This is a genomic window from Acetobacter ascendens (assembly GCF_001766235.1).
Taxonomy (GTDB): Bacteria; Pseudomonadota; Alphaproteobacteria; order Acetobacterales; family Acetobacteraceae; genus Acetobacter; species Acetobacter ascendens.
Genome location: NZ_CP015164.1, coordinates 1446484 through 1470760 on the forward strand (window position 1 = coordinate 1446484; position 24277 = coordinate 1470760).

At 50.5% G+C, this 24277-nt stretch carries 22 protein-coding genes and 2 tRNA genes; 8 read left to right on the top strand and 16 right to left on the bottom strand.

Annotated elements, in window-relative coordinates; genetic code table 11:
* Nucleotides 1–55 precede the first annotated feature (55 nt).
* The 4 genes from A4S02_RS06975 to A4S02_RS06990 all read right to left on the bottom strand — a co-directional run bounded on the left by A4S02_RS06975 (nt 56) and on the right by A4S02_RS06990 (nt 4507).
* The gene (locus A4S02_RS06975) at nt 56–1165 is read right to left on the bottom strand and encodes a two-component system sensor histidine kinase NtrB (protein ID WP_019088295.1); all 1110 of its coding nucleotides are present in this window, start codon (nt 1163–1165) and stop codon (nt 56–58) included.
* On the bottom strand, nt 1162–2232 hold the full coding sequence (gene dusB, locus A4S02_RS06980; RefSeq protein WP_070323342.1) for a tRNA dihydrouridine synthase DusB: 1071 nt from the start codon (nt 2230–2232) through the stop codon (nt 1162–1164). Before dusB ends, A4S02_RS06975 begins: the two co-directional genes overlap by 4 nt.
* An 84-nt stretch (nt 2233–2316) precedes the next feature.
* Entirely contained in the window at nt 2317–3471 is a 1155-nt protein-coding gene (locus tag A4S02_RS06985) for a bifunctional 2-C-methyl-D-erythritol 4-phosphate cytidylyltransferase/2-C-methyl-D-erythritol 2,4-cyclodiphosphate synthase (protein ID WP_003629590.1), read from the bottom strand.
* 61 nt (nt 3472–3532) lie between these two features.
* Complete coding sequence (locus A4S02_RS06990) at nt 3533–4507, bottom strand: glycosyltransferase family 2 protein (RefSeq protein WP_070323343.1); 975 nt, start codon at nt 4505–4507, stop codon at nt 3533–3535.
* 277 nt (nt 4508–4784) lie between these two features.
* Here A4S02_RS06990 and A4S02_RS07000 point away from each other — a divergent pair, with 277 nt between their 5' ends.
* Nucleotides 4785–6611, top strand: coding sequence for a glycosyltransferase (locus A4S02_RS07000; protein ID WP_070323345.1), 1827 nt, complete (start codon nt 4785–4787; stop codon nt 6609–6611).
* A gap of 73 nt (nt 6612–6684) precedes the next feature.
* Here the strand turns inward: A4S02_RS07000 and A4S02_RS07005 are convergent, their stop codons facing one another.
* The 8 genes from A4S02_RS07005 to A4S02_RS07040 form a co-directional block, all read right to left on the bottom strand.
* Nucleotides 6685–8859, bottom strand: coding sequence for a hypothetical protein (locus A4S02_RS07005; protein WP_070323346.1), 2175 nt, complete (start codon nt 8857–8859; stop codon nt 6685–6687).
* A gap of 154 nt (nt 8860–9013) precedes the next feature.
* On the bottom strand, nt 9014–10165 hold the full coding sequence (gene glf, locus A4S02_RS07010; RefSeq protein WP_019088290.1) for a UDP-galactopyranose mutase: 1152 nt from the start codon (nt 10163–10165) through the stop codon (nt 9014–9016).
* Nucleotides 10166–10312: 147 nt separating this feature from the next.
* The gene (locus A4S02_RS07015) at nt 10313–12079 is read right to left on the bottom strand and encodes a glycosyltransferase family 2 protein (protein ID WP_026019252.1); all 1767 of its coding nucleotides are present in this window, start codon (nt 12077–12079) and stop codon (nt 10313–10315) included.
* Between the two features lie 87 nt (nt 12080–12166).
* Nucleotides 12167–12243, bottom strand: a tRNA-Arg gene (locus A4S02_RS07020).
* 36 nt (nt 12244–12279) lie between these two features.
* A complete protein-coding gene (locus A4S02_RS07025) occupies nt 12280–12585 on the bottom strand; it encodes an ETC complex I subunit (RefSeq protein ID WP_019088288.1) in 306 nt (101 codons plus the stop codon).
* A gap of 23 nt (nt 12586–12608) precedes the next feature.
* Nucleotides 12609–12685, bottom strand: a tRNA-Pro gene (locus A4S02_RS07030).
* Between the two features lie 58 nt (nt 12686–12743).
* Nucleotides 12744–13229 (bottom strand): xanthine phosphoribosyltransferase, encoded by a 486-nt coding sequence (gene gpt, locus A4S02_RS07035; protein WP_019088287.1) that lies wholly within the window; start codon nt 13227–13229, stop codon nt 12744–12746.
* 59 nt (nt 13230–13288) lie between these two features.
* Nucleotides 13289–14674 (bottom strand): glycosyltransferase family 4 protein, encoded by a 1386-nt coding sequence (locus tag A4S02_RS07040; protein ID WP_019088286.1) that lies wholly within the window; start codon nt 14672–14674, stop codon nt 13289–13291.
* A gap of 84 nt (nt 14675–14758) precedes the next feature.
* On the opposite strand from A4S02_RS07040, the gene upp reads away from it, so the two are divergent.
* Both upp and A4S02_RS07050 read left to right on the top strand, forming a co-directional pair.
* Nucleotides 14759–15427 (top strand): uracil phosphoribosyltransferase, encoded by a 669-nt coding sequence (upp, locus tag A4S02_RS07045; RefSeq protein ID WP_019088284.1) that lies wholly within the window; start codon nt 14759–14761, stop codon nt 15425–15427.
* A gap of 39 nt (nt 15428–15466) precedes the next feature.
* Nucleotides 15467–15718: a hypothetical protein gene (locus A4S02_RS07050; RefSeq protein ID WP_019088283.1), complete on the top strand. Its 252-nt coding sequence runs from the start codon at nt 15467–15469 to the stop codon at nt 15716–15718.
* A gap of 100 nt (nt 15719–15818) precedes the next feature.
* Here the strand turns inward: A4S02_RS07050 and A4S02_RS07055 are convergent, their stop codons facing one another.
* Both A4S02_RS07055 and A4S02_RS07060 read right to left on the bottom strand, forming a co-directional pair.
* Nucleotides 15819–16064: a hypothetical protein gene (locus A4S02_RS07055; RefSeq protein ID WP_014457032.1), complete on the bottom strand. Its 246-nt coding sequence runs from the start codon at nt 16062–16064 to the stop codon at nt 15819–15821.
* 137 nt (nt 16065–16201) lie between these two features.
* Nucleotides 16202–17542 carry a UDP-glucose dehydrogenase family protein gene (locus tag A4S02_RS07060; RefSeq protein WP_019088281.1) on the bottom strand — a complete coding sequence of 447 codons (1341 nt, stop codon included), beginning with the start codon at nt 17540–17542 and terminating at the stop codon, nt 16202–16204.
* Nucleotides 17543–17827: 285 nt separating this feature from the next.
* Between A4S02_RS07060 and A4S02_RS07065 the strand changes: the two genes are divergently transcribed.
* Together A4S02_RS07065 and A4S02_RS07070 are read left to right on the top strand one after the other, a co-directional pair.
* Nucleotides 17828–19045: an RNA-guided endonuclease InsQ/TnpB family protein gene (locus A4S02_RS07065; protein ID WP_070323347.1), complete on the top strand. Its 1218-nt coding sequence runs from the start codon at nt 17828–17830 to the stop codon at nt 19043–19045.
* Nucleotides 19046–19175: 130 nt separating this feature from the next.
* Entirely contained in the window at nt 19176–19514 is a 339-nt protein-coding gene (locus tag A4S02_RS07070) for a P-II family nitrogen regulator (protein ID WP_003625731.1), read from the top strand.
* An 84-nt stretch (nt 19515–19598) separates the two neighbouring features.
* Here the strand turns inward: A4S02_RS07070 and cysE are convergent, their stop codons facing one another.
* Both cysE and A4S02_RS07080 read right to left on the bottom strand, forming a co-directional pair.
* Entirely contained in the window at nt 19599–20468 is an 870-nt protein-coding gene (gene cysE / locus A4S02_RS07075; RefSeq protein WP_019088279.1) for a serine O-acetyltransferase, read from the bottom strand.
* Nucleotides 20469–20471: 3 nt separating this feature from the next.
* Entirely contained in the window at nt 20472–21722 is a 1251-nt protein-coding gene (locus tag A4S02_RS07080; RefSeq protein ID WP_019088278.1) for a UbiH/UbiF/VisC/COQ6 family ubiquinone biosynthesis hydroxylase, read from the bottom strand.
* Nucleotides 21723–22070: 348 nt separating this feature from the next.
* Here A4S02_RS07080 and A4S02_RS07085 point away from each other — a divergent pair, with 348 nt between their 5' ends.
* The 3 genes from A4S02_RS07085 (at nt 22071) to A4S02_RS07095 (ending at nt 24023) form a co-directional block, all read left to right on the top strand.
* The gene (locus tag A4S02_RS07085) at nt 22071–22646 is read left to right on the top strand and encodes a DedA family protein (protein ID WP_070323348.1); all 576 of its coding nucleotides are present in this window, start codon (nt 22071–22073) and stop codon (nt 22644–22646) included.
* Between the two features lie 274 nt (nt 22647–22920).
* The gene (locus A4S02_RS07090; RefSeq protein ID WP_228142314.1) at nt 22921–23262 is read left to right on the top strand and encodes a hypothetical protein; all 342 of its coding nucleotides are present in this window, start codon (nt 22921–22923) and stop codon (nt 23260–23262) included.
* A 203-nt stretch (nt 23263–23465) separates the two neighbouring features.
* On the top strand, nt 23466–24023 hold the full coding sequence (locus A4S02_RS07095) for a tyrosine phosphatase family protein (protein WP_019088274.1): 558 nt from the start codon (nt 23466–23468) through the stop codon (nt 24021–24023).
* Nucleotides 24024–24277: the final 254 nt, after the last annotated feature.

The window sequence follows — 24277 nt, forward strand, 5'->3', positions numbered from 1 at the left end:
CGTCTCAAACCAGATAAAAAGCTGAAAAAACAGAACTGTTGAGCAAAGGAGCGCATCACCCCGAATGACTCATATGATCGACAATCGGCAGAAATAAGCTGATTTCTGTGCAGCCGGGGCGGCTTTCCACTTCGATAACGCCACCGTGGTCGTCCATCACCTTGCCAACCAAAGCCAGCCCCAACCCACTTCCGTTTACCTTTGTGGAAACAAATGGTTCAAACAGATGTGGGCGCACTGTTTCGGAAATACCTGGCCCCGTATCCCGCACAGTGACCACCAGCGGAAGATGCCGCCATTGCGCGGTGCCAGGCACAGCCACCCGAATACCAGGGCGATAGCTGGTAAGCAGCGTGATCTCCCCATCCTGACCCGTGTTGCGTATGGCCTCGGTCGCATTTTTCACCAAGTTGAGCAACACCTGCACCAACCTGTCTCTATCCCCCCATACATGGGGCAAAGATGGATCATAACGCTCGACAATCTTGATGCCCTTGGCAAAACCGTTGCTGGCTAGCAGGCGCACATGCTCCAGTATTCTGTGAATATTGAGCGCCCGGAAATCGAGCTGCGCTTCACCAAACATGCCCATGCGGTCAACCAGCGCGTCAATCCGGTCAACTTCATCACAAATCAGGGTGGCTAGGTCACGGTCTGCATCCGTTACGGCCTGCTCCAGCAACTGCGCGGCCCCTTTAATGCCAGATAAAGGGTTACGCACTTCATGCGCCAACATGGCCGCCAGCCCGGAAACACTGCGCGCCGCAGAACGATACGCAAGCTGCTGGTCCAACATACGGGCGGCGGAGGGTTCATGAAATGTCAGCAGAATGATGTCTGGATAATCTGGCACATCCGCAGCCTGAACGCTTACACCCTCATGATGAAAGCGCGGGGAACTAAACAGCAGTTCATGCTCTGTCACGCTCCCACCACGGGTGCGCACATGCTCAAGCAGCAGATAAACCGGGTGATCCTGAGCAACCACCTCTGCAAAGCCGCCGTGCCGCAACTGATGGCGAGACATGCCAAAAAACTCTTCCGCCGCCATATTGGCCGCAAGAATTGTATTTTGTGGTCCTATTTCCAAAACCGGAACGGGCAGACTGTCCAAGACAAGCGCCGCATCGGGCTGGTTGGCCCCATGCGCTGCTTTTGGCTTCACGCCGCCTGAACCTGATCTTGCTGTTGCGCCATAGCGTGGCGAGAAACACGTGGTTCTCGCACGGCACCTGCCGCAATTTGCTGATCGTAAAAATCAGCAATCATGGCAATGGCCTCATCTGGCGTTTCTACCCGGTTAAACGCAGCCCGGAATGAGGCCGAGCCATGCAGCCCTGCCGAATACCAAGACACATGCTTACGTGCCAGACGCAGGCCGGGGCGCTGACCAAAGTGCTCCAGCATCATATTATAATGTTCCAGCACAATGGCTTTTTCTTCCGGCAATGCGGGGTCTGGAATTTCCTGCCCCGTACGCAAAGCGTGTGCCACCTGTGCCAAAAACCACGGTCGCCCGTAACAGCCACGTCCAATCATCACCCCATCTGCACCAGATTGAGCCAAGGCTTCCCGCGCATCTCCAACGGTAAGAATATCACCGTTTACGATAACGGGCAGATCTACCGCTTCCTTTACATTTTTTACAAAGGCCCAGTTGGCAGTGCCATTGTAAAACTGCTGGCGCGTACGGCCATGCACCGTAATCATGCGGATACCCACATCCTGTGCAATCCGGGCCAGCACAGGTGCATTCAGGTGCTCATGGTCCCACCCCATGCGCATTTTAAGGGTAACCGGCACAGGCACAGCCTTTACCACCGCCGCCAACAAACGCTCGGCAGCACCTTCGTCCCGCATAAGGGCAGAACCGGCCATTTGGCCAACGGCTACTTTTTTAACCGGGCAGCCAAAGTTGATATCAATAAGATCTGCCCCACGGCCTACGGCAATACGTGCGGCCTCTGCCATGGCATCCGGATCACACCCGGCAAGCTGCACGGCATTGGGGCCGTCAGCATCCGCCACCTCTGCCATGCGCAGGGTGGTATCGTTTTCACGCACCATCGCCCAGGAGGCGATCATTTCAGAAACAACAAGACCAGCCCCCAACTTACGTGCCAGACGCCGGAACGGCAGATCTGTTACGCCAGACATGGGGGCCAGAATGACGGGGGTATCCAAAACAATACCGCCCAGATTAATGGGACGCAGGGTGGGTTGCGTATGCACTGTTATTTCCGTTTGCCTATGATTTAGGCAGAAATACAGCCACCTTGCGCCTTACGCAACATAAGAAACTGTAATGGCGCCCACTTATGGCACCAGAACAGAAACTGTGGCCGTGCAGGCAATACCTTCTTCACGCCCGGTGAAGCCCAGACGTTCGGATGTTGTAGCCTTAACGGAAATCCGATCTACATCCACTTCCAGCAAATCTGCCAGACGCTTGCGCATGGCTTCGGAATGGGGGCCAATTTTGGGGCGTTCACAAATAAGGGTGAGATCAGCATTCACCAGCATACCGCCACGTTCACGGATGCGCTGGCCTGCATGCACCAGAAAGCGGGCGCTATCTGCGTTTTTCCACTCATTCTGGCTGGGGGGGAAGTGGCGGCCAATATCCCCTTCAGCCAACGCACCATAAATGGCATCGCACAGCGCATGAATGCCCACATCAGCATCGGAATGCCCCGCCAGCCCTTTGGTATGTGGCACCGTAATGCCGCACAGGATGAGCGGACGCCCTTCCTCAAACGCATGTACATCGTAACCCAGCCCTACGCGCGGCAGAAGCGTGGGGCCGATCAGTCGTTCCAGACGCACCAGATCACCCTCATATGTCAGCTTGATATTGTCTTCATCGCCAGCCACCAAAGCTACGCTGAACCCTGCATCTTCCAGCAGTTTGGCATCATCCGTTGCACTTACGGATGCCGCACCACGGTGGAGATCTAAAAACAGGCCAAAGCGAAAGCCCTGTGGCGTTTGGGCACGATAAAGATGATCCCGCGGCACGGTGCCATCAATCACACCATCTTTTTCCCGCTTGAGCGTATCCGCCACCGGTACCGCCGGAATAGCACCCGGATGCTGCTCCAGCGCAGAAACCACATTGCTGATCACCTGCGCTGTCACATATGGGCGAGCGCCATCATGCACCAGCACGATATCCGGCTTTTCAGCTTCTGGCAGCTTGTCCAGCGCTTCCAACCCGGCCCGCACGCTGGCTTGCCGGGTTTCACCCCCAGCAACTGGCGGCAGAATCTTCAGCCCTTCCAGCGCCTCGTTCAAGGATGCAGGGTCTCCGACCGGCTGAATAGAGGTGACATGAGGCAATAAGGCTTGCGCTGCATGACGGATTACGGGTTGTCCAGCCAGCAGTACGTACTGCTTGGGAATGGAAGAACCCGTGGTGGCGGCATAACGACTGCCCGTACCGGCAGCCAAAAGAATGGCGGCTACTCGCATGCACGAAGCAATGCGGCGGGTAGCCTTGTCCGTCAAGCCTCAAAATAGGCAGGGCACGGCTTTATGCTTCAGGCGTGCGCTCTTTTTCCTGCGCGGGGCGATAGGCTTCTACCAGATAAAGCGGGCGTTTTTTAGTTTCATTAAAAATACGGCCCACATATTCGCCTATCAGGCCCACCGTCATAAGCTGAATACCGCCTAAAAACAGGATAACCGCCATAAGGCTGGGGTAACCCGCCACCCGGTTACCAAATAACAAGGTGCACCCCACAATCCAGATACCGTAGCATACAGCCAGTATGGAAATACCAAGCCCCATATATGTGCTCAACTGAAGCGGTAGCACTGAAAAAGAGGTAATGCCCTCTAGCGCAAAGTTCCATAAAGACCAGTAATTGAAACTGCTCTTTCCCGCAGAACGTGGGGCACGGTCATACAGAACGGCGCGGGATGGAAAGCCAACCCAGGCAAACAGTCCTTTCATAAACCTGTGGCGTTCACGCAGCAGCAACAGGCTGTCCACCAGTCTACGGCTCATCAGACGGAAATCCCCAGTATCTGGCGGAATAACCACCTTATTGCCCAGCCGTTTCATAACACGGTAGAACATCCATGCTGTCAGCCGTTTGGAAATACTCTCCCCTTCCCGCGTGTTGCGACGGGCGTAAACGGTATCAACATCATCTGTCCAAGCGGTAACCAGATCTGCAATAACTTCTGGCGGATCCTGCAAATCGGCATCAATCACGATAATGCCGCGCGTACCCCGCGCATGATCCAACCCTGCTGTTAGGGCTATTTCCTTACCAAAATTGCGGGAGAGATTAACAACACTTACGCGCCCATCCTGCTCTGCCAAAGCATACATGCCCGCCAGCGTTTGATCCCGCGAGCCATCGTTGACGTAAACCACCTCCCACGGCGCACCAATACCTTCCATAACGGCAGATAACCGCTGGTGAAAAATTGGCAGAACTTCCTGTTCATTATAACAGGGCACAACCACGCTAAATGCTGGTGAAAAACCAGATGGCAAAATTTTTCCCTCTCATTCAGCACTGAACAAGACTATCTCAACCCAGCAAGCCATCAGGTTTTGAGGCTTGCCACAGGTGGTCAGTTTATACAGATACCAAAGCACAAAAAGCTTAAATATAAGTGCGACACATTTTGCCTGAAGCCTGTTGTCAAATTCGCAACACGACGCAAGAAATTCCTTCCCACGGGGCATTCTCGGGTTTGCATCCCGCTTGCGGGAAACTAAAAGAGCCCTTATGGCGCTTTATATCTTCTTTCAGGGATAATATTACCTCATGGCCACGCAAGAAATATTAAAAGAACATGTAAAAGGTGCACCAATGGTGCTCCAGAACATTATTTTCCCGGCTCTTCAGTCCGTTATCCCGGAAGATCTGTATTTTCGAGCACTGAATGAAAAAGTTGAGCTTTTTCGTGCTGCACCAGAAACACTTTCATTTCATGCAGGCGGACGCGCCGCCTTTGATACATATTTTAACAGCATTACTGTTGAACGGTGGCGGGAACTCTGCGCCATTGAGAACCTGAACCTAACGCTGGCAGGCAACGGCAAGTTTATTATCCGCTTTGGGCTGCATCAGCTCGGTCTGCCCCACCGCTGGCTGTTTGAACAAACAGTAGAACTCAAAGAAGGTACGCCCGTTTCACTGGAGCTGCCATTCTGGGCTGGGCTGGAACGTGGCCTGCTGTATATGTGGGTGGAAGCGCTGGAAGATGGTTACCTGCGCGGCGGCAATGTTTCCACCACCCAGCGGCCTGTGCGTGATGCCCGTATGGCTATTGTTATCACGCACTTCAACCGCAAACCGCACCTGCTTCCGGCCCTGCAAAAGCTTGAAGCCGACCTGAATAGTGCACCGCAGTGGAAAGACCGCGTGCAGGTTATTGTGGTTGATAACTCCCAAAATGTTACCCCTGATGAAGCAGGGAGCGCGCTGATTATACCCAACCGTAATCTGGGTGGTGCGGGCGGCTTTACCCGCGGCCTGCTTTACGCAAAGGACCACGGCTTTACGCACTGCCTGTTTATGGATGACGATGCCAGTTGTGACTTTGAGGCCGTTTGCCGCGCCTACATGCTGCTGAGCTACAGCACGGAAGATCGTGCCGCCATTGTAGGCAGCCAGTTGCGTGAAACTGTACCGTGGCAGCTGCACGAAGCCGGTGCGCGTTTTGTAAAAGGCCGGTGGATTGCCCGTAAGCACATGCTGGACATGCGCAACGTCCACCACCTTCTGCTTGCAGAAATGGATGATTCTGCTGCCAACTATGGTGGCTGGTGGTTCTTTGCCTTCCCCATTTCTGCCGTACGCCACTTCCCCTACCCCTTCTTTGTGCGTGGGGATGACGCGGAATTCTCACTCCAGAACAAGTTCCCGCTGGTGACGATGAACGGCATCTGCTCCATGGCAGAAGATTTCAGCGTCAAGGAAAGCCCGATGACGCGGTATCTGGGTCTACGCGCCACCATGGTACTGATGATGCTGAACGGGGAAGAAAAATCCAAACCCTATCTGGATGTCTTTCTGGTCTGGTTCCGTGGCGTTCTATTCTCCTACAATTACGCTAGCGCCAAAGCCCTGATTATGGCGATGAAGCATGTGATGGAAGGGCCAGAGTTCTTTGTACGCAACATGGATATGGCCAATGTGCGCGCGCAATTGGGTGCCCTGACACCCAGTGAAAAAATGGTGCCTTATGATCTGAAAGATATTGAGGTGCTGCACCATCATCATCATGATGGGCGTATCCGCCGTTTGGCACGGCTTGTCACTCTAAACGGTACACTTCTACCAGCCGTATTGATGCGTGATGATGTGCGCTTCCAGTTCAAAGACTTTAATGCGGCATTCCGTGATATCTTCCGTTTCAAACACGTGCTTTACTATCACGAAGCCACACGCACGGGTTACGTAGCCACCCAGAACAGAAAGCTGTTTTTTGAACTGTGGAAAGAAGGTCTGGCACTTTGTGCAAAATTTGCACGCGCCATGCCCGCCCTACAGCAAGCCTATGTAAAGGCGCTGCCAAATATGACAACCGAAGATTTCTGGCGCCATGTTTACAAAAATGAACTGACAACAGAAAAAGAAAATAGCTGAGTTTACCAACGTATTTTTCTTGATCTGATGTAACAAAAAAGCCCGGCAAAAATATTTCCGGGCTTTTTTAGTATCAGCGCATTTGCAGAATAAGCTGTAATTTTCGTTCTCGGCTCAATTGCCACAAAAATATAACCAGCCCTAACATTCCCACCAGCAAGCACCCCAAAGCCAGCGGCCATGTGTGCGGGAAGTAGGAAACCGTCAGCTTACCAGCACATCCTGCTGGCACATCAACCTGCACCAAAACATCCTGAAAACTGCTTACGTTGACTTTGCAATTCAAACCACGTGCCGTGTAACCTGGCCACCATTGGCGGGACAAAACCATCTGCACCGGCGCTGTATGTGCTGGCACAGAGAACGTCATGCTATTTGCCGTCTCACGCTCCACTTTTACGCCTGTCTGTGTGGAATACGCCAGATTGGATGGATAGGCTTTAGGCGTAGAAAGATACAACATGCCAGACTGTGCTGTAGCCACTTTATGATACCCACAAGCCAGCAAATCATGATGATATTTCTGATAAGTATCGGAAGATACTACCATGCTGCTTACGGCAAAAAGATCAAACAAGCAGGGGTTACCGGGCAACATAACCGCAGATGCCAATTTGGGAATAATATCATCCGGTTTGAAAATGGTATGAGACGTATCATGCGTTAAAATGGCATCGGTATAATCCTGCCCATTGGGAGAATAGCCATTGATTGCACGAATATTGTAATACCCAAACAAGCTGGATTGCAGATCTGCTGCTTCCTTCGGGTGCTCCCTACTCCATGGCACAAATGAGAGCAGATTACCCTGCATGTTCACTGCGGCTGGCACAGAAACATGAGCAGGCAGCACATTCACCGGCAAATAAATTCTGCCCAGAGAAGGCATGCTGGCAAGCATCAGCAACAAAGAGAATGCTGGAATGGCGGCAGGAACAATAAGCCCAATGTCTTTACCGCTTACTTTCTTGCTTCTGGCATACAAAAACCACACAGCCACCAGTGCTATGCTTGTTAAAAGCTCCAACGCAACAACTTTGGGCCGTTCAAATACGTTTTTGGAAGCCGAAACAACAAATAGCAAAGTGGTGATTCCAAAAAATACATTCCGCCTAAAAGAACTTTCAACAACATCCCTTTTTGAAAAAACATAGAATGTTGTAATTGCTGCAAAAACAGAAACATACGGCACAAAGCGCAAAGGCCAGCGCAAAATACCCATTTGCGAAGGCATAAGAGCCAAAGCCGTTGTCATGCCTAAAATAACCAAACAAGCCGTCAGCACACGATCATGCACAGAAGAACGGAAGAAAATTGCAACCGGCAATGCAAACAGCGTGGAAAACCCGACAGGTATAAAAACAGACTTATACCCACCAAAATAATTCATGAATTCATAATAGGTTGGAGAAAACGTTACCAATAGCTGGGAAAGGCTGGGCACCATAAAGTTATCTGCATTCTCCCACCCTGTTGCACGGTTAAGCAGCGGATGCAGAAACACGTATTCTGAATACACAGGAATGGCGGCTATGCCTGCCAATAACAAAGGCACACAACGCCGGAAAACAGTTTTTAAGGGATCTCCATACGCCAGATCCACACAGCTAAAACCTGCTACAACAGCCAGATAACCAATAAACCCATGTGGCCAGCCAGAGGCCAGAAGTACAAGTGTTGTGGCAAAATTAGCTATAACTCCGCCTGTGGTAATGCGCTGGCGCAATTGGCAATATGTTGCAATGGCCAGCAAAGACCATGCATGTCCATTAGCAGCGTTCCACCACGGCCCAGCATATTGGTATAAAAACACTGGATTGATTGCGATTGAAAATCCAAGCAACAAAGAAATATCACGCGATATTTCCAGACTACGGCCAATAAGGTAACCGGAAATGCAGCAGATAAAAACGTTGCATAAAGCATAGCACCAGCCCGTAATAAGCGGGTTGGTTGTAAGGCACGTTACCAAGGATGCCAGAATATTCTGCGGCGCAAAAATACCACGCTGCAGCTCAACCATTGCGTTATCACCAATAAAGATATTTTTGGTGATGAACGGAATTTCTCCAGATAGCCATGTCTGCCCATACTGGCGCAGAAAACCCAGATACTCGTTCTGGGAATCATCTATGGTGAAAAAGGATGGAAAGCGAACTTCGCATACCCCCACCACAAAGCACGACACCAGCAAAGCATAAAAAACGGCTAAAAAACCGTTCTTAACGAAACTATTGTTTCTTGACATATCAGACCAAAAAAAATGGAATACCTGTCTCTTTTTCAACAGAAAGCACCAAAATTATCAATAAAAACTGAATAAATTTTACGAAAGCACATAAAAAAACGCCCACGCAAATATATTGCACGGGCGTTTCATAAAATATTACAGAAAATTACTATCAGGTAGGGTCAACAAAAAACGCAGGAAGTGTGGGTTCCGAAGCCTGCAATGCCGTATCAATAACATCGCACGCAGCCAAAGCTTCCTTAATCGTCACATCCATATCCAGATAACGGTACGTGCCCAAACGTCCCATAAAGGATACGCCTTTTTCTGCACGTGCCAGCTCGATATAGCTTTCGAGCATCTTCTTTTCGTTCACCAGGCGGATGGGATAGTAGGGAATATCGTTTTCACCTGCCAAGCGGCTGTATTCACGAAAACAAACAGTTTTAGAGAACTTGTCCTGTTCCCACGGGGCAAAATGCTTGTGTTCAGAAATGCGCGTGTAAGGCACTTCTTCATTACAGTAGTTAATAACTGCCGTGCCCTGATGATCACCATCATCTACAAAACGTTCAAAATCCAGCGTTCTGTACCCCAACCGGCCCAGACGGAAACCAAAATACCGATCAATCGGGCCTGTATAGAATACGTGCTGGAAATCTTCTTTTAGGCTCTCAAAAGAACAACCCAGCCGCACATCAATACCTTCAACATTCAGGATATTCTGCACAATGGCAGTATATCCTTCTTCCGGCATACCCTGATACGGATGGTTGAAGTAGTTATCATCATAATTGAAGCGCAAAGGTAGGCGCTTGAGAATAGAAGCCGGAAGCTGCGTAGGCTCTAGCCCCCACTGCTTGCGCGTATATCCATAAAAGAATGCCCGATATAGCTCCGGGCCAATCATGCTCAATGCCTGTTCTTCAAAGGACTGAGGGTTTGTAATGCTTTTATCTGCCTTGCTTTCAATAAAAGCCCGCGCTTCCTTCGGCCCCATTGTTGTACCGAAGAATTGGTTAATGGTTAGTAGGTTAACAGGCAGCGTGTAGACATGCTCGTTAGAAATGGCCTTCACACGGTTTACATAAGGCTTGAACGTGCCAAATTTCTGCACACAAGCCCATGTCCGCTCATCTGCTGTGTGGAAAATATGGGGCCCATATTTGTGCACCATAACGCCAGTTTCGGCATCACGCTCCGTATAGCAGTTCCCACCAATATGGGAGCGTTCATCCACAACCACCACTTTATGACCACGCTCTGCCAGATGGCGGGCAATAACGGCACCACTAAATCCAGCGCCCACAACACAGAAGGTCATACGTTTTACAGCCTTTTTTCTCAGTGTTTCCGCACGGAATGCCGCTTAGCCTTACCGCGCTCTGTTCTATTGCTCTTTGATAAACAATCTACTGAATAGAGGCCATAGCGCAGCACACGAATAGCCGTGAAAGAATAATTAATGGTCTCAATCACTCTTAGGCTGTGCGTGATAAACCTTTTGCCAGAACGCTTTGCTTGTCAGTATTGGCAGGTTTTTACGGTAAGAGCGCCTGATAGCTGGACCCCGCAAAACAAAAGAGAGGCTTGTTTTTACAAACGCGTCCAAAAGGCTGAAAAACTGCGGCCTGTTCAGTTCAGCCTCAAAAATATCCGAGCTTTCATATTTACGATAAACAATATGCTGATGGCGGAAAGTAAGCCCCAGCAACCCACGCGTATATTCCCCAACATATGCCGGTGTTTTCCGTAAACACCATTGCGGCAACAAATGCCCGTTCAGGCTAACAAGCCTGATATACTTTCGTACACGTGTTTCTGGCCTGCCTTCATAACGGAAAGGCTCCGCTTGAAAATATGTTGGTTCTTTACGTTGCGCTGCTTCTTTTTGAATACGCTTGGCAAGGGGCATAAAATCCAGATTCAGTCGCCAGAAATCTGCCCCTTGGCTTACATCTTGAAATGCCAGCAAAATAGCCTGCGCACTTTGATACCTGCATGACAGCGCACACCATAAAAAGGCCAGCCCCATCATTTTTAAAGCCGGTAAAGTGCGCCCCTGCCCCACCATAAGGTAAATAGCCAAGGATGCACGCATACCCAAGTAACGGGTAAAAGCGCTTTCCTTGCTCAGAAAGTGTTCAGAAAAACAGGCAATGCCGTTTACCGTAATAATATTAAAACGATTCATCAGACCAAAGAGTGCATCATCCCCCCTTACAAAAAAGGGAAATGGATAGGCTGACACGGCATCTAACCGGAACGCAAAAAACCACCAACCACCATAAACAGGCTTACCAACATCCTGCTCCAACTGCAGGAGGTTTTCTACAGGCCTGACATCTGCACCTTCATGCAAAGGCCGAAACACCCCACCTGAGAATTCAGCACCTTTTTCCTGCACACTCCATGGTTTTTGATCATCTAGCAAAGTGCCAGCCAAGCCTATGTGCTTATCTACGCTGTAGGCCAACATAGCGTAGCAGCGCCGGATGGCTTCAACCTCGCAGGAAATATCATCATCCATAAACAGGCAGTGGGTGAATGCGCCCTGCTCATGCAGATATAAGAGGCCGCGCGCAAAACCACCGCTGCCGCCATAATTATGGTTTTTGATAACCTTAGCCCCCGGAACCTCCGCCGGATCAAGGTTGGCTGAATTATCTATAACAATAAAATGGATCACATTCTGATAGGCAGGATCTTGCAAAAGCGCCTTTTGCACCCGCTGGATGGAATTACGCACATATTGCTGCCGATTAAAATGCGTGATGACAACACCCAACTGCGGCGCCTGCACCATGGGTGAGGATGTTGCAAAATATGCGGCCTCTACCGTGCACTCTGCCTTGGCTGTTACACTAAAATACAGCAGACCTTCAGATAATGCAGGCCACGCTGGTATTTCCTCCGTGCTGCGTATTTCGCCCTCAATTTCTTTGCTCCAAAGAGATGTGACAACACCAGCTTGGGAACGATGAAAAAGCGTAACCTCACCTTGCCCGCGTATGTGCACACTCAATGATAAGCAGCTTACGCCACCAGCCTGCTTCCATTTTTTGATGGAAAACGCATTGTAAAACGTATCAAAGGTAAATGCCTGCCCGGCCTGCAGCCGAAAGGCTTGGGAAGATGTATCTGCCACACGCTCTGGCAACGCAGGGCGCGCATACATTGCATCGCATTGCTCCAGCCCTTCAGTTGGCAGGATAAGACGATGCAAAACCGTAAGCATGGCAGCACTTTCAAACGAAGCGTGAAAAGACACACCCGGCTTTAGCGCACACAAACGCCTACTGCACCCTGTATTTTAGGAAAAAATTGGCGCGCCCTGCTGGATTCGAACCAGCGACCCACAGCTTAGAAGGCTGTTGCTCTATCCAACTGAGCTAAGGGCGCTTTACGCCCTACGCATAATAGGGAAAAGCGAGAAAATCAATGCGTCCAGTTTTGGATGCGATCATAACGGAAGTTATCTGCATACACTTTTGGACGACGCATCCGCGGTGCAGCTTCCTCCACCACATACGCAATGCGCTCGCGCTGTGCATAAGCTTCTGCGGCTTCGCAGCTATCAAAATACAAATGTATTTGAGATTGCGGATCTGCGCTGCCAGTCCACCCCATAAGGGCACTCTGCTTGCGTTGTGCAGATTGACCGTATTCAAAAACCCATTCTCTGGTGCCAGCTAAACCGGACTGACCAGCAGGCTTTGACTGTCTATAAATACGCGCCGGCATGATGTTGCCTCCCGCTTTATTTATGGTCGGGGCGCCCGGACTCGAACCGGGGGCCTCGTGTACCCAAAACACGCGCGCTACCAGGCTGCGCCACGCCCCGAACTGAGCGCTTGTTTAAGCGTCTATTCGGAGTATGGCAACCCTCTGATTGTAAAAAATCAGTCAACCGTGCTTTTTTTGCTTTTTGCCAGCGGCGGCACAAACAAAGGTGCTGTATCCCACGGGAACAAAACCCAGGTATCCTGCGGCACTTCTGTAATGAACAGGTCTGTCAGTTCCTTTCCTGCAGGCTTGGCATACAGGCACGCAAAATAGGCTTTGGGCAGTTTTTCACGCACCACCCGGGCGGTTACGCCAGAATCAACCAGATCATCAATAATCAAGAAGCCTTCGCCATCTCCTGCGGCAACGGGTTCCTTAATAATCTGGGGCTTGCCCATATTTTCTTCATCATATGTCACAACAGAAATAGTTTCTATCAGACGGCATCCCAGTTCACGCGCCGCAATGGCTGCGGGAATCAAACCTCCGCGTGTTACCGCCACAATGCCTTTAATAGGCATTTTAGGCATCAGTGCCTCTGCCAATGCACGCGCATCACGATGCAGCTGATCCCATGTTACCGTGGCATAATTCACAGCCATTCAAGCGTTCCCTTTTCCATCCATTCCGCAAACAATGCTTCTGTCGTGCCGTCGGGCCATTACATGACTGCTTGCCACAAGGTCTTTGCTGCATGTCTCCAGCTAGTCGGCTGAAAATGTGCCTTTATCTGCTGTTCCATAGCTGCCAGACGCTGCGGCTGATCCAGAACGTTACGTACAAGCTCCAATGCCTGCGATGCGTTATCAGGGTCAAACATTTCTGTCAGCCCCATACCTGCTTCTGGCAGGGAAGACGCCGAAGAGGTTAGGCTGGGTTTTCCCCAATACAGGCTTTCTGTCACCGGCAGGCCCCAGCCTTCGTAAAATGAGGGGAAAATCGTAAACTGCGCCTGCTTATAAAGCTGCGCCATACAACTATCAGATGGCCGATCTATCCACACAACATGGCCATTCAGCCACGCGCTATTTTTAAGCTGCTGCAACAGGTCGTCCACCAGCCACCCCTGCCCGCCAGCAATCACCAGCTTCGGCACAGTATTGGCTGGGCGTTCCTGCAATAACCGCCGCCAGATCCTGACTAACAGCGCATGATTTTTGCGCACTTCCAGCGTGCCTGCACACAAAACATAAGGCCCAAGCTGTTTTATGTGCTCTTGAACAAAGGCAGAGGCACTTGCTGGATCTGCTTTAGAAAACCCACACCCCATAGGCACGACAATAACGGGAACAGAAAGTGGCTTGCCGCTTTGTTGCGCATAAGACAGCACATCTTTCTGGGTAGATTCGGAATTAGCAAAAATAACATCGCATTCCGGCACAACCTGTTCATACCAACGCCGAAATACTGCGGGCAAACCCGACTGGCACCATTCTGGCCACAAAAGCGGCACCAGATCATGCACCAAAACCCCAATACGCATGCCATATTGCTGTCGACACTGCCGCAACAGCTTTTGATACATAGCATGAGACCATGAAGCCCCCAGAGAAAGCAGAATATCCCCCTTTTGAGGAGAAAAGACCTGCCCCTGCACGTTCAGATCATCTTTTTTGTGCAAAGTGTGAGACGCCAGCCCCCACAAGCCACGCACCAGCGCACCTCCGGCCTGCACCGCACTTTGGGTATTTCGGATAAGCTTACCGGCAGGAACGCGCACAGAAACGGGTACATGCTGTCCGCATTTTTGCAACAGACCTTGGTTTGTAAGGTGTGAGGTAGAAAGGCTGCGTATCTGCATCCTTTCCGGCTGCTCTGCATCTTGCCCACTTAGAGCTTGCCACACCGCCTGCACTTGCGCCCAAGACACCACCACAAAACCGGTGCCCTGAACATTGTGTCGCACAAAACCGACGTGATCAGCCATATGCGGATCATCCATAAAAGCCGCGCAGATTTCCAGCACAACGCGTTGTATACCCGTAAGCCGTGCACCTGCTTGCGCAAAGGCAAACAGATCTTCCACATCCATCCAGATACGCTTCATGATGGCCTTCCTTTTCCTCTATCCGCACGATCTGGATAAAACATATTCTGCATCTGCAAGAAAACGTGGCAGACCCGCTTTTCCATGATTATAGAGGGTTGCATGACAAGTCATGCTGTTACTCCCCTCCCTCCCCTTGTGCTGGATCATCCGCTTATCAAGCACAAATTGACGCATTTGCGGCGCGCAGAAACCTCCACAGCCGGTTTTCGTCGCTTGGTGCGCGAACTGAGCTTGCTGATGTGCTACGAAGCCACCCGTGAGCTGCCATTAGAGCCGGTAGAAATTCAAACACCGCTAGAACCCATGCAGGGTGAACAACTGGCTGGCCCCGATGTTTGCTTTATTTCCATCCTGCGGGCTGGCAATGGGCTTTTAGATGGCATGCTGGACTTGGTGCCATTTGCACCTGTTGGCCATATTGGTTTGTACCGCGACCCTGAAACACTGGAAGCTGTAGAATATTATCTTAAGCTTCCCTCTCAGGTTTCTTCCCGCCGCTGTATTGTTGTTGATCCCATGTTGGCAACCGGGCACAGCGCAGCAGCCGCCATTACACGACTGAAGGAAAAAGGGGCTCGCAAGCTGCTGTTTACTTGCTTGCTCTCCACCCCAGAAGGCATTGCTTGCTTGCAAAAAGCGCATCCAGATGTGCAAATCATGACATGCTCTATTGATCGTGGTCTGGATGAACACAGCTACATCGTTCCCGGCTTGGGTGATGCTGGTGATCGCCTTTTTGGCACACGTTAAGCGCTTGCCACTTGGCACGCATTTTTGTGGATCCGTGATATGAAACTGAAATCCGCTACCGTTCTTGCTGGTCTTCTGCTTGCTCTTACTGCATGCCATGAACAGCCAGCATCAGATAGCAGCCCCTTGTTCCATGACAAGGCGCACCAGAAGGCCCCTCCGCCTATTATTGAGGACGAGGACGAAAACCCACATGGGGGCCCGGCCTTAGATGAAAATGATGGCTACCGGCCTGATACATCCAAGGCAAGCGGACCTTATCTGGGAACGGGTGCTGGCGGCTCACCGTAATATCTCACCACTTTACCCCGCATCTACCACACTTTGTATAATGCCCTATTCCTGTAAGTTTTGTGGCTTGCAGAAATAGGACTTTCATTTAGCGCCAAACTTACTCATCCATTTCTGGAACACTACCAATACGTTCCAAAAATTCTGGTTCTCCATAATCACCAGCTTCTTCATCAACCTGCATACGCACCACCAGCGCTCCGGCCACAGAAAGAATACCCGCCCGCACTTTTTCTATCCGACGATGCGCATCTTCCGGATTACGGCACAAAATGGCGGCCCCACCTTCTAACTTGGTACCCCGCCAGACAAATGGCTGAAAAACAATACGTTCAGACAAAGACATGAGACCCTCCTCAGCTTTTTCTTGTTCTATATTTGTTCGTATAAAAATTGCAAGCTCAATTACAATGGGTTCCATAAAAAAAAGTCGTGGACCTTTGCTCGGCCACGGCTTTCTAGGCATTGCGCTGCTTTGTGGCGTTACGGACGCCCAACAGACAAATACGAAAAACCAGATTGGCGCATAACTGCGGGATCAAAAATATTGCGCAAATCTACAATAATTTTGTTTTGCATACGCTGCGCCAAGTCTTTTGGTGAAATGGAACGAAACTGTTCCCACTCCGTCAAAACAACCAGAACATCCGCACCCTGCGCGGCCTCTAACGCGTTTTCACAATATGTCGTTTCTGGTGGTAGAAGCGATTTGGCCGCATCCATACCAACCGGATCATAGGCCTGTAAGTGGGCCCCAGCCTCAGCCAAACGATGCAAAATGGGAATGGACGCAGATTCCCGCATGTCATCTGTTTCTGGCTTGAAGGTCAGACCCAGCACAGCCACAATCTTATTGTTTACCGAACCACCGCATGCCGCAATAATTCGGCCCGCCATGGCTGCTTTACGGGCTTCATTAACCTGCACTGTCGTTTCCACTAAACGACACCCACTTTGAGCTTCCTGCGCAATACGGGAAAGAGCCAGCGTATCTTTGGGGAAGCAGGAACCACCATAACCGGGACCAGCATTTAAAAAGCGGCTGCCAATGCGATCATCCAGCCCCATCCCGTAAGCCAGCTCCTGCACGTTGGCCCCTAATTTTTCACACAGATCGGCCATTTCATTGATGAAGGAAATCTTCATAGCCAAAAAGGAGTTAGATGCGTATTTGGTCAGTTCTGCCGTTTCCAGACCGGTAAAGACCAATGGAGCATCAATCTTCTTTAGCGGTTCGTAAACCCGCTGCATAACGGCTTCTGCTCGGCGTGCACGTTCTGGCTGTTTTTGATCCAACCCGATAATCACCCGATCAGGGCGCATACAATCATCAATAGCGCTGCCCTCACGCAGGAACTCAGGATTGGAGGCCACATCAAAATCCAGATCCGGTCGGGTGGCACGAATAATCTCTGCTATTCTGCGGCTACTGCCTACTGGCACTGTAGATTTGGTAACAATAACGGCATAGCCTGTAAGAGCCTGCGCAATCTGCCGGGCCGCTGCGTGCACATATTGCAGATCTGCCGCACCATCTCCATTCCGCGGCGGTGTGCCTACGGCAATAAAAACAGCCTCTGCCCCGGCTACAGCCTGCGCAATATCATCTCCAAAAGTCAGCCGTCCGGCACGTGCATTGGTTTCAACCAATACATCCAAGCCCGGTTCATAAATGGGGATACGACCTTCGCGCAAAGCAGAAAGGCGATCTGGATTTGTTTCCACTACGGCAACATGCAGCCCAAATTCAGCAAAACATGCGCCGGAAACCAGTCCAACATACCCGCCACCAATCATGGCTATCCGCACGAGCAACTCTCCCATTCTGCCATTAAGGTCACACCCTGCTTTATGTACAAACATCAGGCCAACTCAATTGCGGCATCAATGCCCTGTGCAGCCAACATACGCAATGTGAAAAGGTGAATATTGATTTTTGCGTGGTATTTTGACCTATTGATGGCCGCAGAATTCAAAAGCGAACGCCTATTTGTTACTCTGAGCATTCATATTTACCTTATGAAGACTTAAAGATCCCAACCTTCGGATCGGAGCTATCAGGCTTATGGGATTGCATTTGTTTCCTTAATGTTCTACAATTCGTAAGCAATGAAAGTCCAGCGCGCGCATGTTGTAAAACTTTATCCCGACGCGGGGCAGGAAGAATTCCTGCGCCAGATCGGTGGTGCAACACGATTCCTATGGAATCTTGCTCTGTATCAGCGCCAAATTTGGGGCAGACGACATGAGCTAAACCGGTTCAGTCAGTCGAAAGAACTGACGCAACTACGTGCTGAGGTAAACTGGATGACGGCTTGCCCTTCCCAAGTTCTACAGCAGGTTCTGAATGACCTAGAAAAGGCCTTTCAGAACTTTTTTGCCCAACGAGCCAGATTCCCGCAATCCAGAAAGAAAAACAGAGGGGATTCCTTCCGGTTCCCGGATGGAAAAAATACGCTATATGAGCGCCTGACCGGAAAAGGTGGCCGCCTAAAACTTCCTAAGCTTGGGTGGGTACGCTTTCGAGGTTGGCGGCCATTACCTGGTCAGATCAGGAATGTCACGGTACGCTGTGACGCAGGCCAATGGTTTGCCGCAATCCAATATGAATATGAGATTACCGATCCAGCACCACGCACTCTACCCGCTATTGGGATTGATCGCGGCGTTGCTGCTACGGTTGCGATCTCTGGACAAGGCCGGATCAAAGGCCCAGAAGCATACCGGAAAGCGCTAAAGAGATTACAACGGGCACAACGTATTGTCGCCCGCCGTAAAAATGGTTCGCAAAATCGTCACAAGGCTGTACTGCGGGTGGCCCGTCTGCACCGCACGGTGCGCCGGGTCAGAGCGGATTTTCTGCATAAGGTTTCTCATTGGCTTGCCAAAAACCACGGCACGCTGGTGTTCGAATATCTGAAAATCCGTAATATGATCAGGTCGGCTGCGGGCAGCCTCGCAGAGTTAGGCCACAACGTCCGGCAGAAAGCCGGACTGAACCGCTCCATCCTAGATCAGGGTTGGGGCATGCTCCATACGTTCTGTCGCTATAAAGCTGCGGAACGTGGCGGACAGTGTCTCGACGTTTCCGCAAAGAACACCAGTCGGGAGTGCTGCAAATGCGGGCACATAGCGGTAGAAAATCGGGGTAGTCAGGCACGGTTCTTGTGTGTTCAATGTGGACACACGGAAAATGCCGATGACAATGCGTCAGTAGTTATATTGAAACGAGCCGTGGACTGCGGCCTACTGCCTGTGGAGGCGTTGCATTATCTCGCCAATAAAGCAGGAAACACTGTTGGTCACTTCCCGACCTCATGTCAGTAAGTGACCAACAAAATCTCCCCCTTTAGGACGGAGAGAAGGTCAAGCTCACCAAATATTCGCCTAGCGCAAGCTAATTTAATATGTCACTATCGAAACGGAATAGACGGACATTTAATGGAGTAAAGAGCGCATGAAACTGGTTACTGCGATTATCAAGCCTTTCAAACTTGATGATGTGCGCGAGGCTCTGGCCCCTTTAGGTATTCAGGGGTTAACAGTTTCTGAAGTGAAAGGCTTTGGGCGACAACGTGGCCAAACCGAGATTTACCGTGGTGCAGAATATCGCATCAGTTTTCTACCCAAAATCAAAGTTGAAATTGTCATCAAAGATGACATGGAAGACATGGTTGTAGAAGCCATTGCCACAGCAGCGCATACGGGCAAAATTGGTGATGGTAAGATTTTTGTAAGTGATATTTCACGTGCAGTGCGCATTCGCACAAAGGAATCTGGAGAAAGTGCTCTGTAATTAAGTTTTCTTGCGCTACATTACTCTAAAAAGACGTTACTGAAGGAAAATATATTTCCTTCAGTAATTATCTTTTACTTCCATTCAGATAATATAATCAATCGGCGGGAGAGTCTGATCCATGTTCAGGGCAGGCATACGCCCGGTATGGCGCACACCCACCTTACGGGCCGGATTACCTACAACCGTTGTAAAGGGTGGTACAGGCTCCAGCACTATGGAACCAGCGCCAATTTTAGCACCCTCACCAATTTCAATATTTCCCAGCACCTTGGCACCAGCACCGATAAGCACACCGCGCCGCACCTTAGGGTGCCTGTCTCCTGAATGTTTGCCTGTGCCACCCAGTGTGACGTTCTGCAAAATGGAGACATCATCCTCGATAATGCAGGTTTCCCCCACAACAATGCCCGTACCGTGGTCAAACAAAATACGCCGACCAAGGCGCGCTGATGGGTGAATATCCACAGCAAACAGTTCTGATGCACGGCTTTGCAGGTGTAACGCCAGATGACGCCGCCCCTCCGCCCATAGCCAATGTGCCACCCGATAGGTCTGAACTGCCTGATAGCCTTTAAAGAACAGAAACGGCGTTACAAAATCCGGACATGCGGGGTCTCTTTCTCGAATCGCCAGCAAATCGGCAGCGGCAGCGCATACAATATCCGGCTCTGCATCCAAGCCTTCTTTAACAAGCTCCGCCAAAGCATCGGACGCCACAGACCGATCCCCCAACTTGCGCCCAATCAACGCCGCCAGCGCAGAAGAAAAATCTGAATGACTGCGCACCCCTGTTGCCAACAACCCTTTCACCAACGGATCATGGCAAACACAGGCCTGCTGCGTCATCTGTTGCCACAGAACATTGAGCTGAGGCGCGCAGATTGAACTGTCTTCATCAAAATGGCTGGCTTTGACGGCAGCTTGAGCGCCGTCATGCGTTGCTGCGTCCATTTTTTACAATCCCATAGCGTGCTTTACAAAGGCTTTACGCAGGCCGGGCAAACGGTTCACCCCCGCAATACCCACATCACGCGCAAACCTTAAAACTGGATTATTGTTACTGAACAACCTGTCCAGCACATCGGTTGCTGCAAGCATAAGCATATTGGCTGGGCGACATTCTGCCTGATAACGCGCCAGAAGCTCAGGGGCTCCCAAATCCTTACCGCGCTTGTGTGCCGTAATCAAAATCTTGCTCAGCGCAATAATATCACGAAAACCCAAGTTAAGCCCCTGCCCGGCTATGGGGTGAATACCATGCGCAGCATCACCAACCAGCACCATACGCGTATCCATGTAACGCTGGGCATATTGAGCAGACAGAGGATACGTCCACCGCCGCCCCACAGGCTTTACCTGCCCTAAACGATTATTGCCCATCCGGCGCTGAAGCTGCATGGCAAACACATCGTCCGGCAATGCTGCAAAACGCTCTGCCAGGCCATCGTGATCGCTCCACACAATGGCGGACATGTAAGGATGTTCGTCATTGCCCGGCAAAGGCAGCTGCGCAAACGGCCCTGCCGGCAGGAAATGTTCGAGCGCGCTGTTGTCATGCGGGAATTCGTGCGCAATGGCGCAAACAATGGCAGTTTGACCATAGGACAAACGGGCAAGCGGAATACCAGCCTGAGAGCGCAAACGGCTTTTACGCCCATCAGCTGCAACAACTAGCTTTGCCTTAAAGCTGCGCCCATCATGCAGAGTTATAGTTGCCCCTTCCTTACACCGCACAATGGTGGCTTCAGCTGGAGCCAGCAGTGTAATTTCTGGCGTAGTGTGCAGGCTGGCGTTCAGTGCCACGCGCAAAGAACGTGCCTCAATCATCCACCCGAATGGTTGATTAGCGTCTTCCCGCGTGAATTCCAAAAACAACGGTGATGCAGGCTCACCCGGTCGGCCATCCGTTACAAGAATATCCTCAATCGGGCAGGATGGCAGAGGCAAAGCCTCCCACACACCGGCTTCTTCCAGATACGCTTTAGGGCCAGCAGCAATGGCATAGGCCCGGCCATCAAAATCTGGGTCTTCCATGGGCGGCAGATCTGCCTTGTCCACCACAGCCACCTTGATACCCGCCTGCGCCAAATGGCACGCCAAAGTTCCCCCAACAGGCCCAGCACCAATAATGCAGACATCTACATCTGAAATGGGCATCTGCGCGTGTGCTGCCGCTGCGGGTTCGGCATGGGCTGTCTGATGCATGGGTTTCGTTCCTTAGCTCAAAAGCGCCATACTTTCTGGGCGCATCTTCTCCGATTAAGGAGCAGTCTATACACCAGCCCCCTACGCTTGTAATGAATTTGTATTAAACAACCAGAAAAGTCATGAAATTACAGTCAGTTATGCTCCCCTAAAAATCCTCACCCCAGCCATAATGGCTTAAGGTGCAAGCTTGCCATGCACGAAAGCCACTAGCCCGCTTTTTTGGATTCCATCATGGTTTGCCAACTTTTTTACCTTCATCGCACACTCTAAGGATTATTCCCCCTGCTTGAGCATCTCGACTATCTGCTGCAGCATTATGGATATGGAATTGTCACCATCATTGTCATGATGGAAAGCATGGGCCTGCCCTTACCGGCGGAAACCTGCATTATCACGGCTGCACTTTACAGCCTTAAAACCCACCATCTGGGTATTGAGGGCATTACTGCGGCCGCTGTTCTGGGCGCCATTATCGGGGATAATCTGGGTTATCTAATCGGGCGCCATGTTGGGCTACCCCTTTTACAAAAACACGGCGCCAAAATTGGCCTAACAGCTGACCGCCTCTTGGTGGGAGAATATCTGTTTCACCATCATGGCGATGCCATTGTTTTCTTTGGCCGCTTTATCTCTGTTGCACGCGTGTTTGTGGCATTGCTGGCAGGCGCATGCCAGTTGCGTTGGCCGCGCTTTATGCTGTTTAATGCCCTTGGTGGTACTTGCTGGGCTGGTGGTTATGCTATCGGCACGTACATACTCGGCAATCAGATTACCAAATTGTCTGGCGCAGTCGGAACATGTGTGGGCGTTATAGGGGTTATCTTTATTATCGGAAGCGCCATCTTCCTCAAAAAGAATGAGAAGAAACTGATGCAGCGCGCCCTTGCCGAAGCAAAGACGGGACAGTTCCCACCAGCCTGAACAGCATATGCTGGCGCTGCCCTAGAAAATTATACATTTGTACCTTAAATGCCTTTCCCTCTGCTCGCTTTCCAAATTCCATTGGCAAACACGTAAGGTAAAGAAAGCACATAAGATGAGATGGTTCAGATCCCGCCTGATATGCCGCCTTCTTGGCCACAAATGGTCACCTTGGCAGCGTGAAAATTCATGGGGCAACAAGACTGAATTTTTGCACCGCCACTGCCTGCGGCATGGATGTTTGGCTACTGAGAAAAAAACGCAAATATCTCATATGACGATTGCCTCACCAAACCGCCTGTCTAATCCTGAGGGGCGAGCATGGCTTCGCGCCGCTCTTAAAACAGTCAATGCTCCTTTACCTTCCGAGGCAACACCGGAAGATATGGTAAATTGCGTCCTTATGGATCATCATGACATTTCTTCTGCGCTCCTTGTGGCTGCATTGATCGACGAAGTGCCAGGAAGAACTCTTGCAAATATCGTTAGTAAAAATGTTTTTAGTTATAATGAATTGAATATTGCAATGGAGCGTATCCGTTCTGTTGGCGTCGACGTAACGAATACAGAAAATGGTAAATGGATCAACGAAATGGCAGGATTTGAGATGGCATGATCTATTGTCTAAAGCAATCAGTATTCTTGATGCTGTCGGGTATAGCTTGCGTACACAGAAAACGTGGGTATCAACACTGCAAAAAACATCCCACGGCAGGCGGACAACACGCTGAAGCAAGAAGCATTGGAAGAGCTGCTTAACAACAGATTCATCCCAGAACCATCGGCCTTCAGGCTGGGGAGCATGTCAGGAGGATCATAATGGCGCTTCCATCTTTGATAGTCACGAATTTGAGCCGAGCGAAACGCCTTAAGCGACGTGGATTTAACGCGGTGCTGACACTTGAAGATCCGGCTTGCTTACAACGGTACCAATTACGTTTTCATAAGAAACCTGCCCCCGAACATCTAATTCTTCGTTTTGAAGATATTGACGATGACGAGTATGATTATGCCTTGGCAACGGAAGATGATGTGAAGGCAATTATTAAGTTTGGGCGTAAGCATGTAGAACACAGCTTGCTAGTTCACTGTTTTCATGGCGTAGGCAGATCCGGTGGTGCGGCATTGATAATTCTGACTGACAGACTTGGAAACGCGGAGGCTGCGCTGGAGACTTTGCTCGCAATGCGCCCCGAGGCAATCCCTAATTTACGTATCGTCCGATTGGCAGACGCGGTAATGAGGACGGATGGTGCTATGGTTGCAGCATTGAATGCCTGGACGGCAAGAACGCCTTCTGTAGCAGAGTTTAGACATCAGAAACGAGTGTTCTTTGAGGAAAACCGTAACCTTTATGCTAAAGTGGCAGCTTTATAGAATTGTTACATATCATATAGCAGGCGGGAGACATGGCAAAAGAAATGGCTATATCTCCAGATGGCTTTGTTGCAGAAATACAAGGAAGGGGTTTCCTTGGTGAAGCCAGTCTGATAGCTGGTTGTCATGAGCAAACCGCACCGCCTCCAGTATTAGACGACGCACTGGTTCACGCATAATTCGGCGCTGAAGAAGCACGGTTCGCTGACGGTCTAGCACTACAGTTACATTTTATGGTGACTGCTAAATCTATG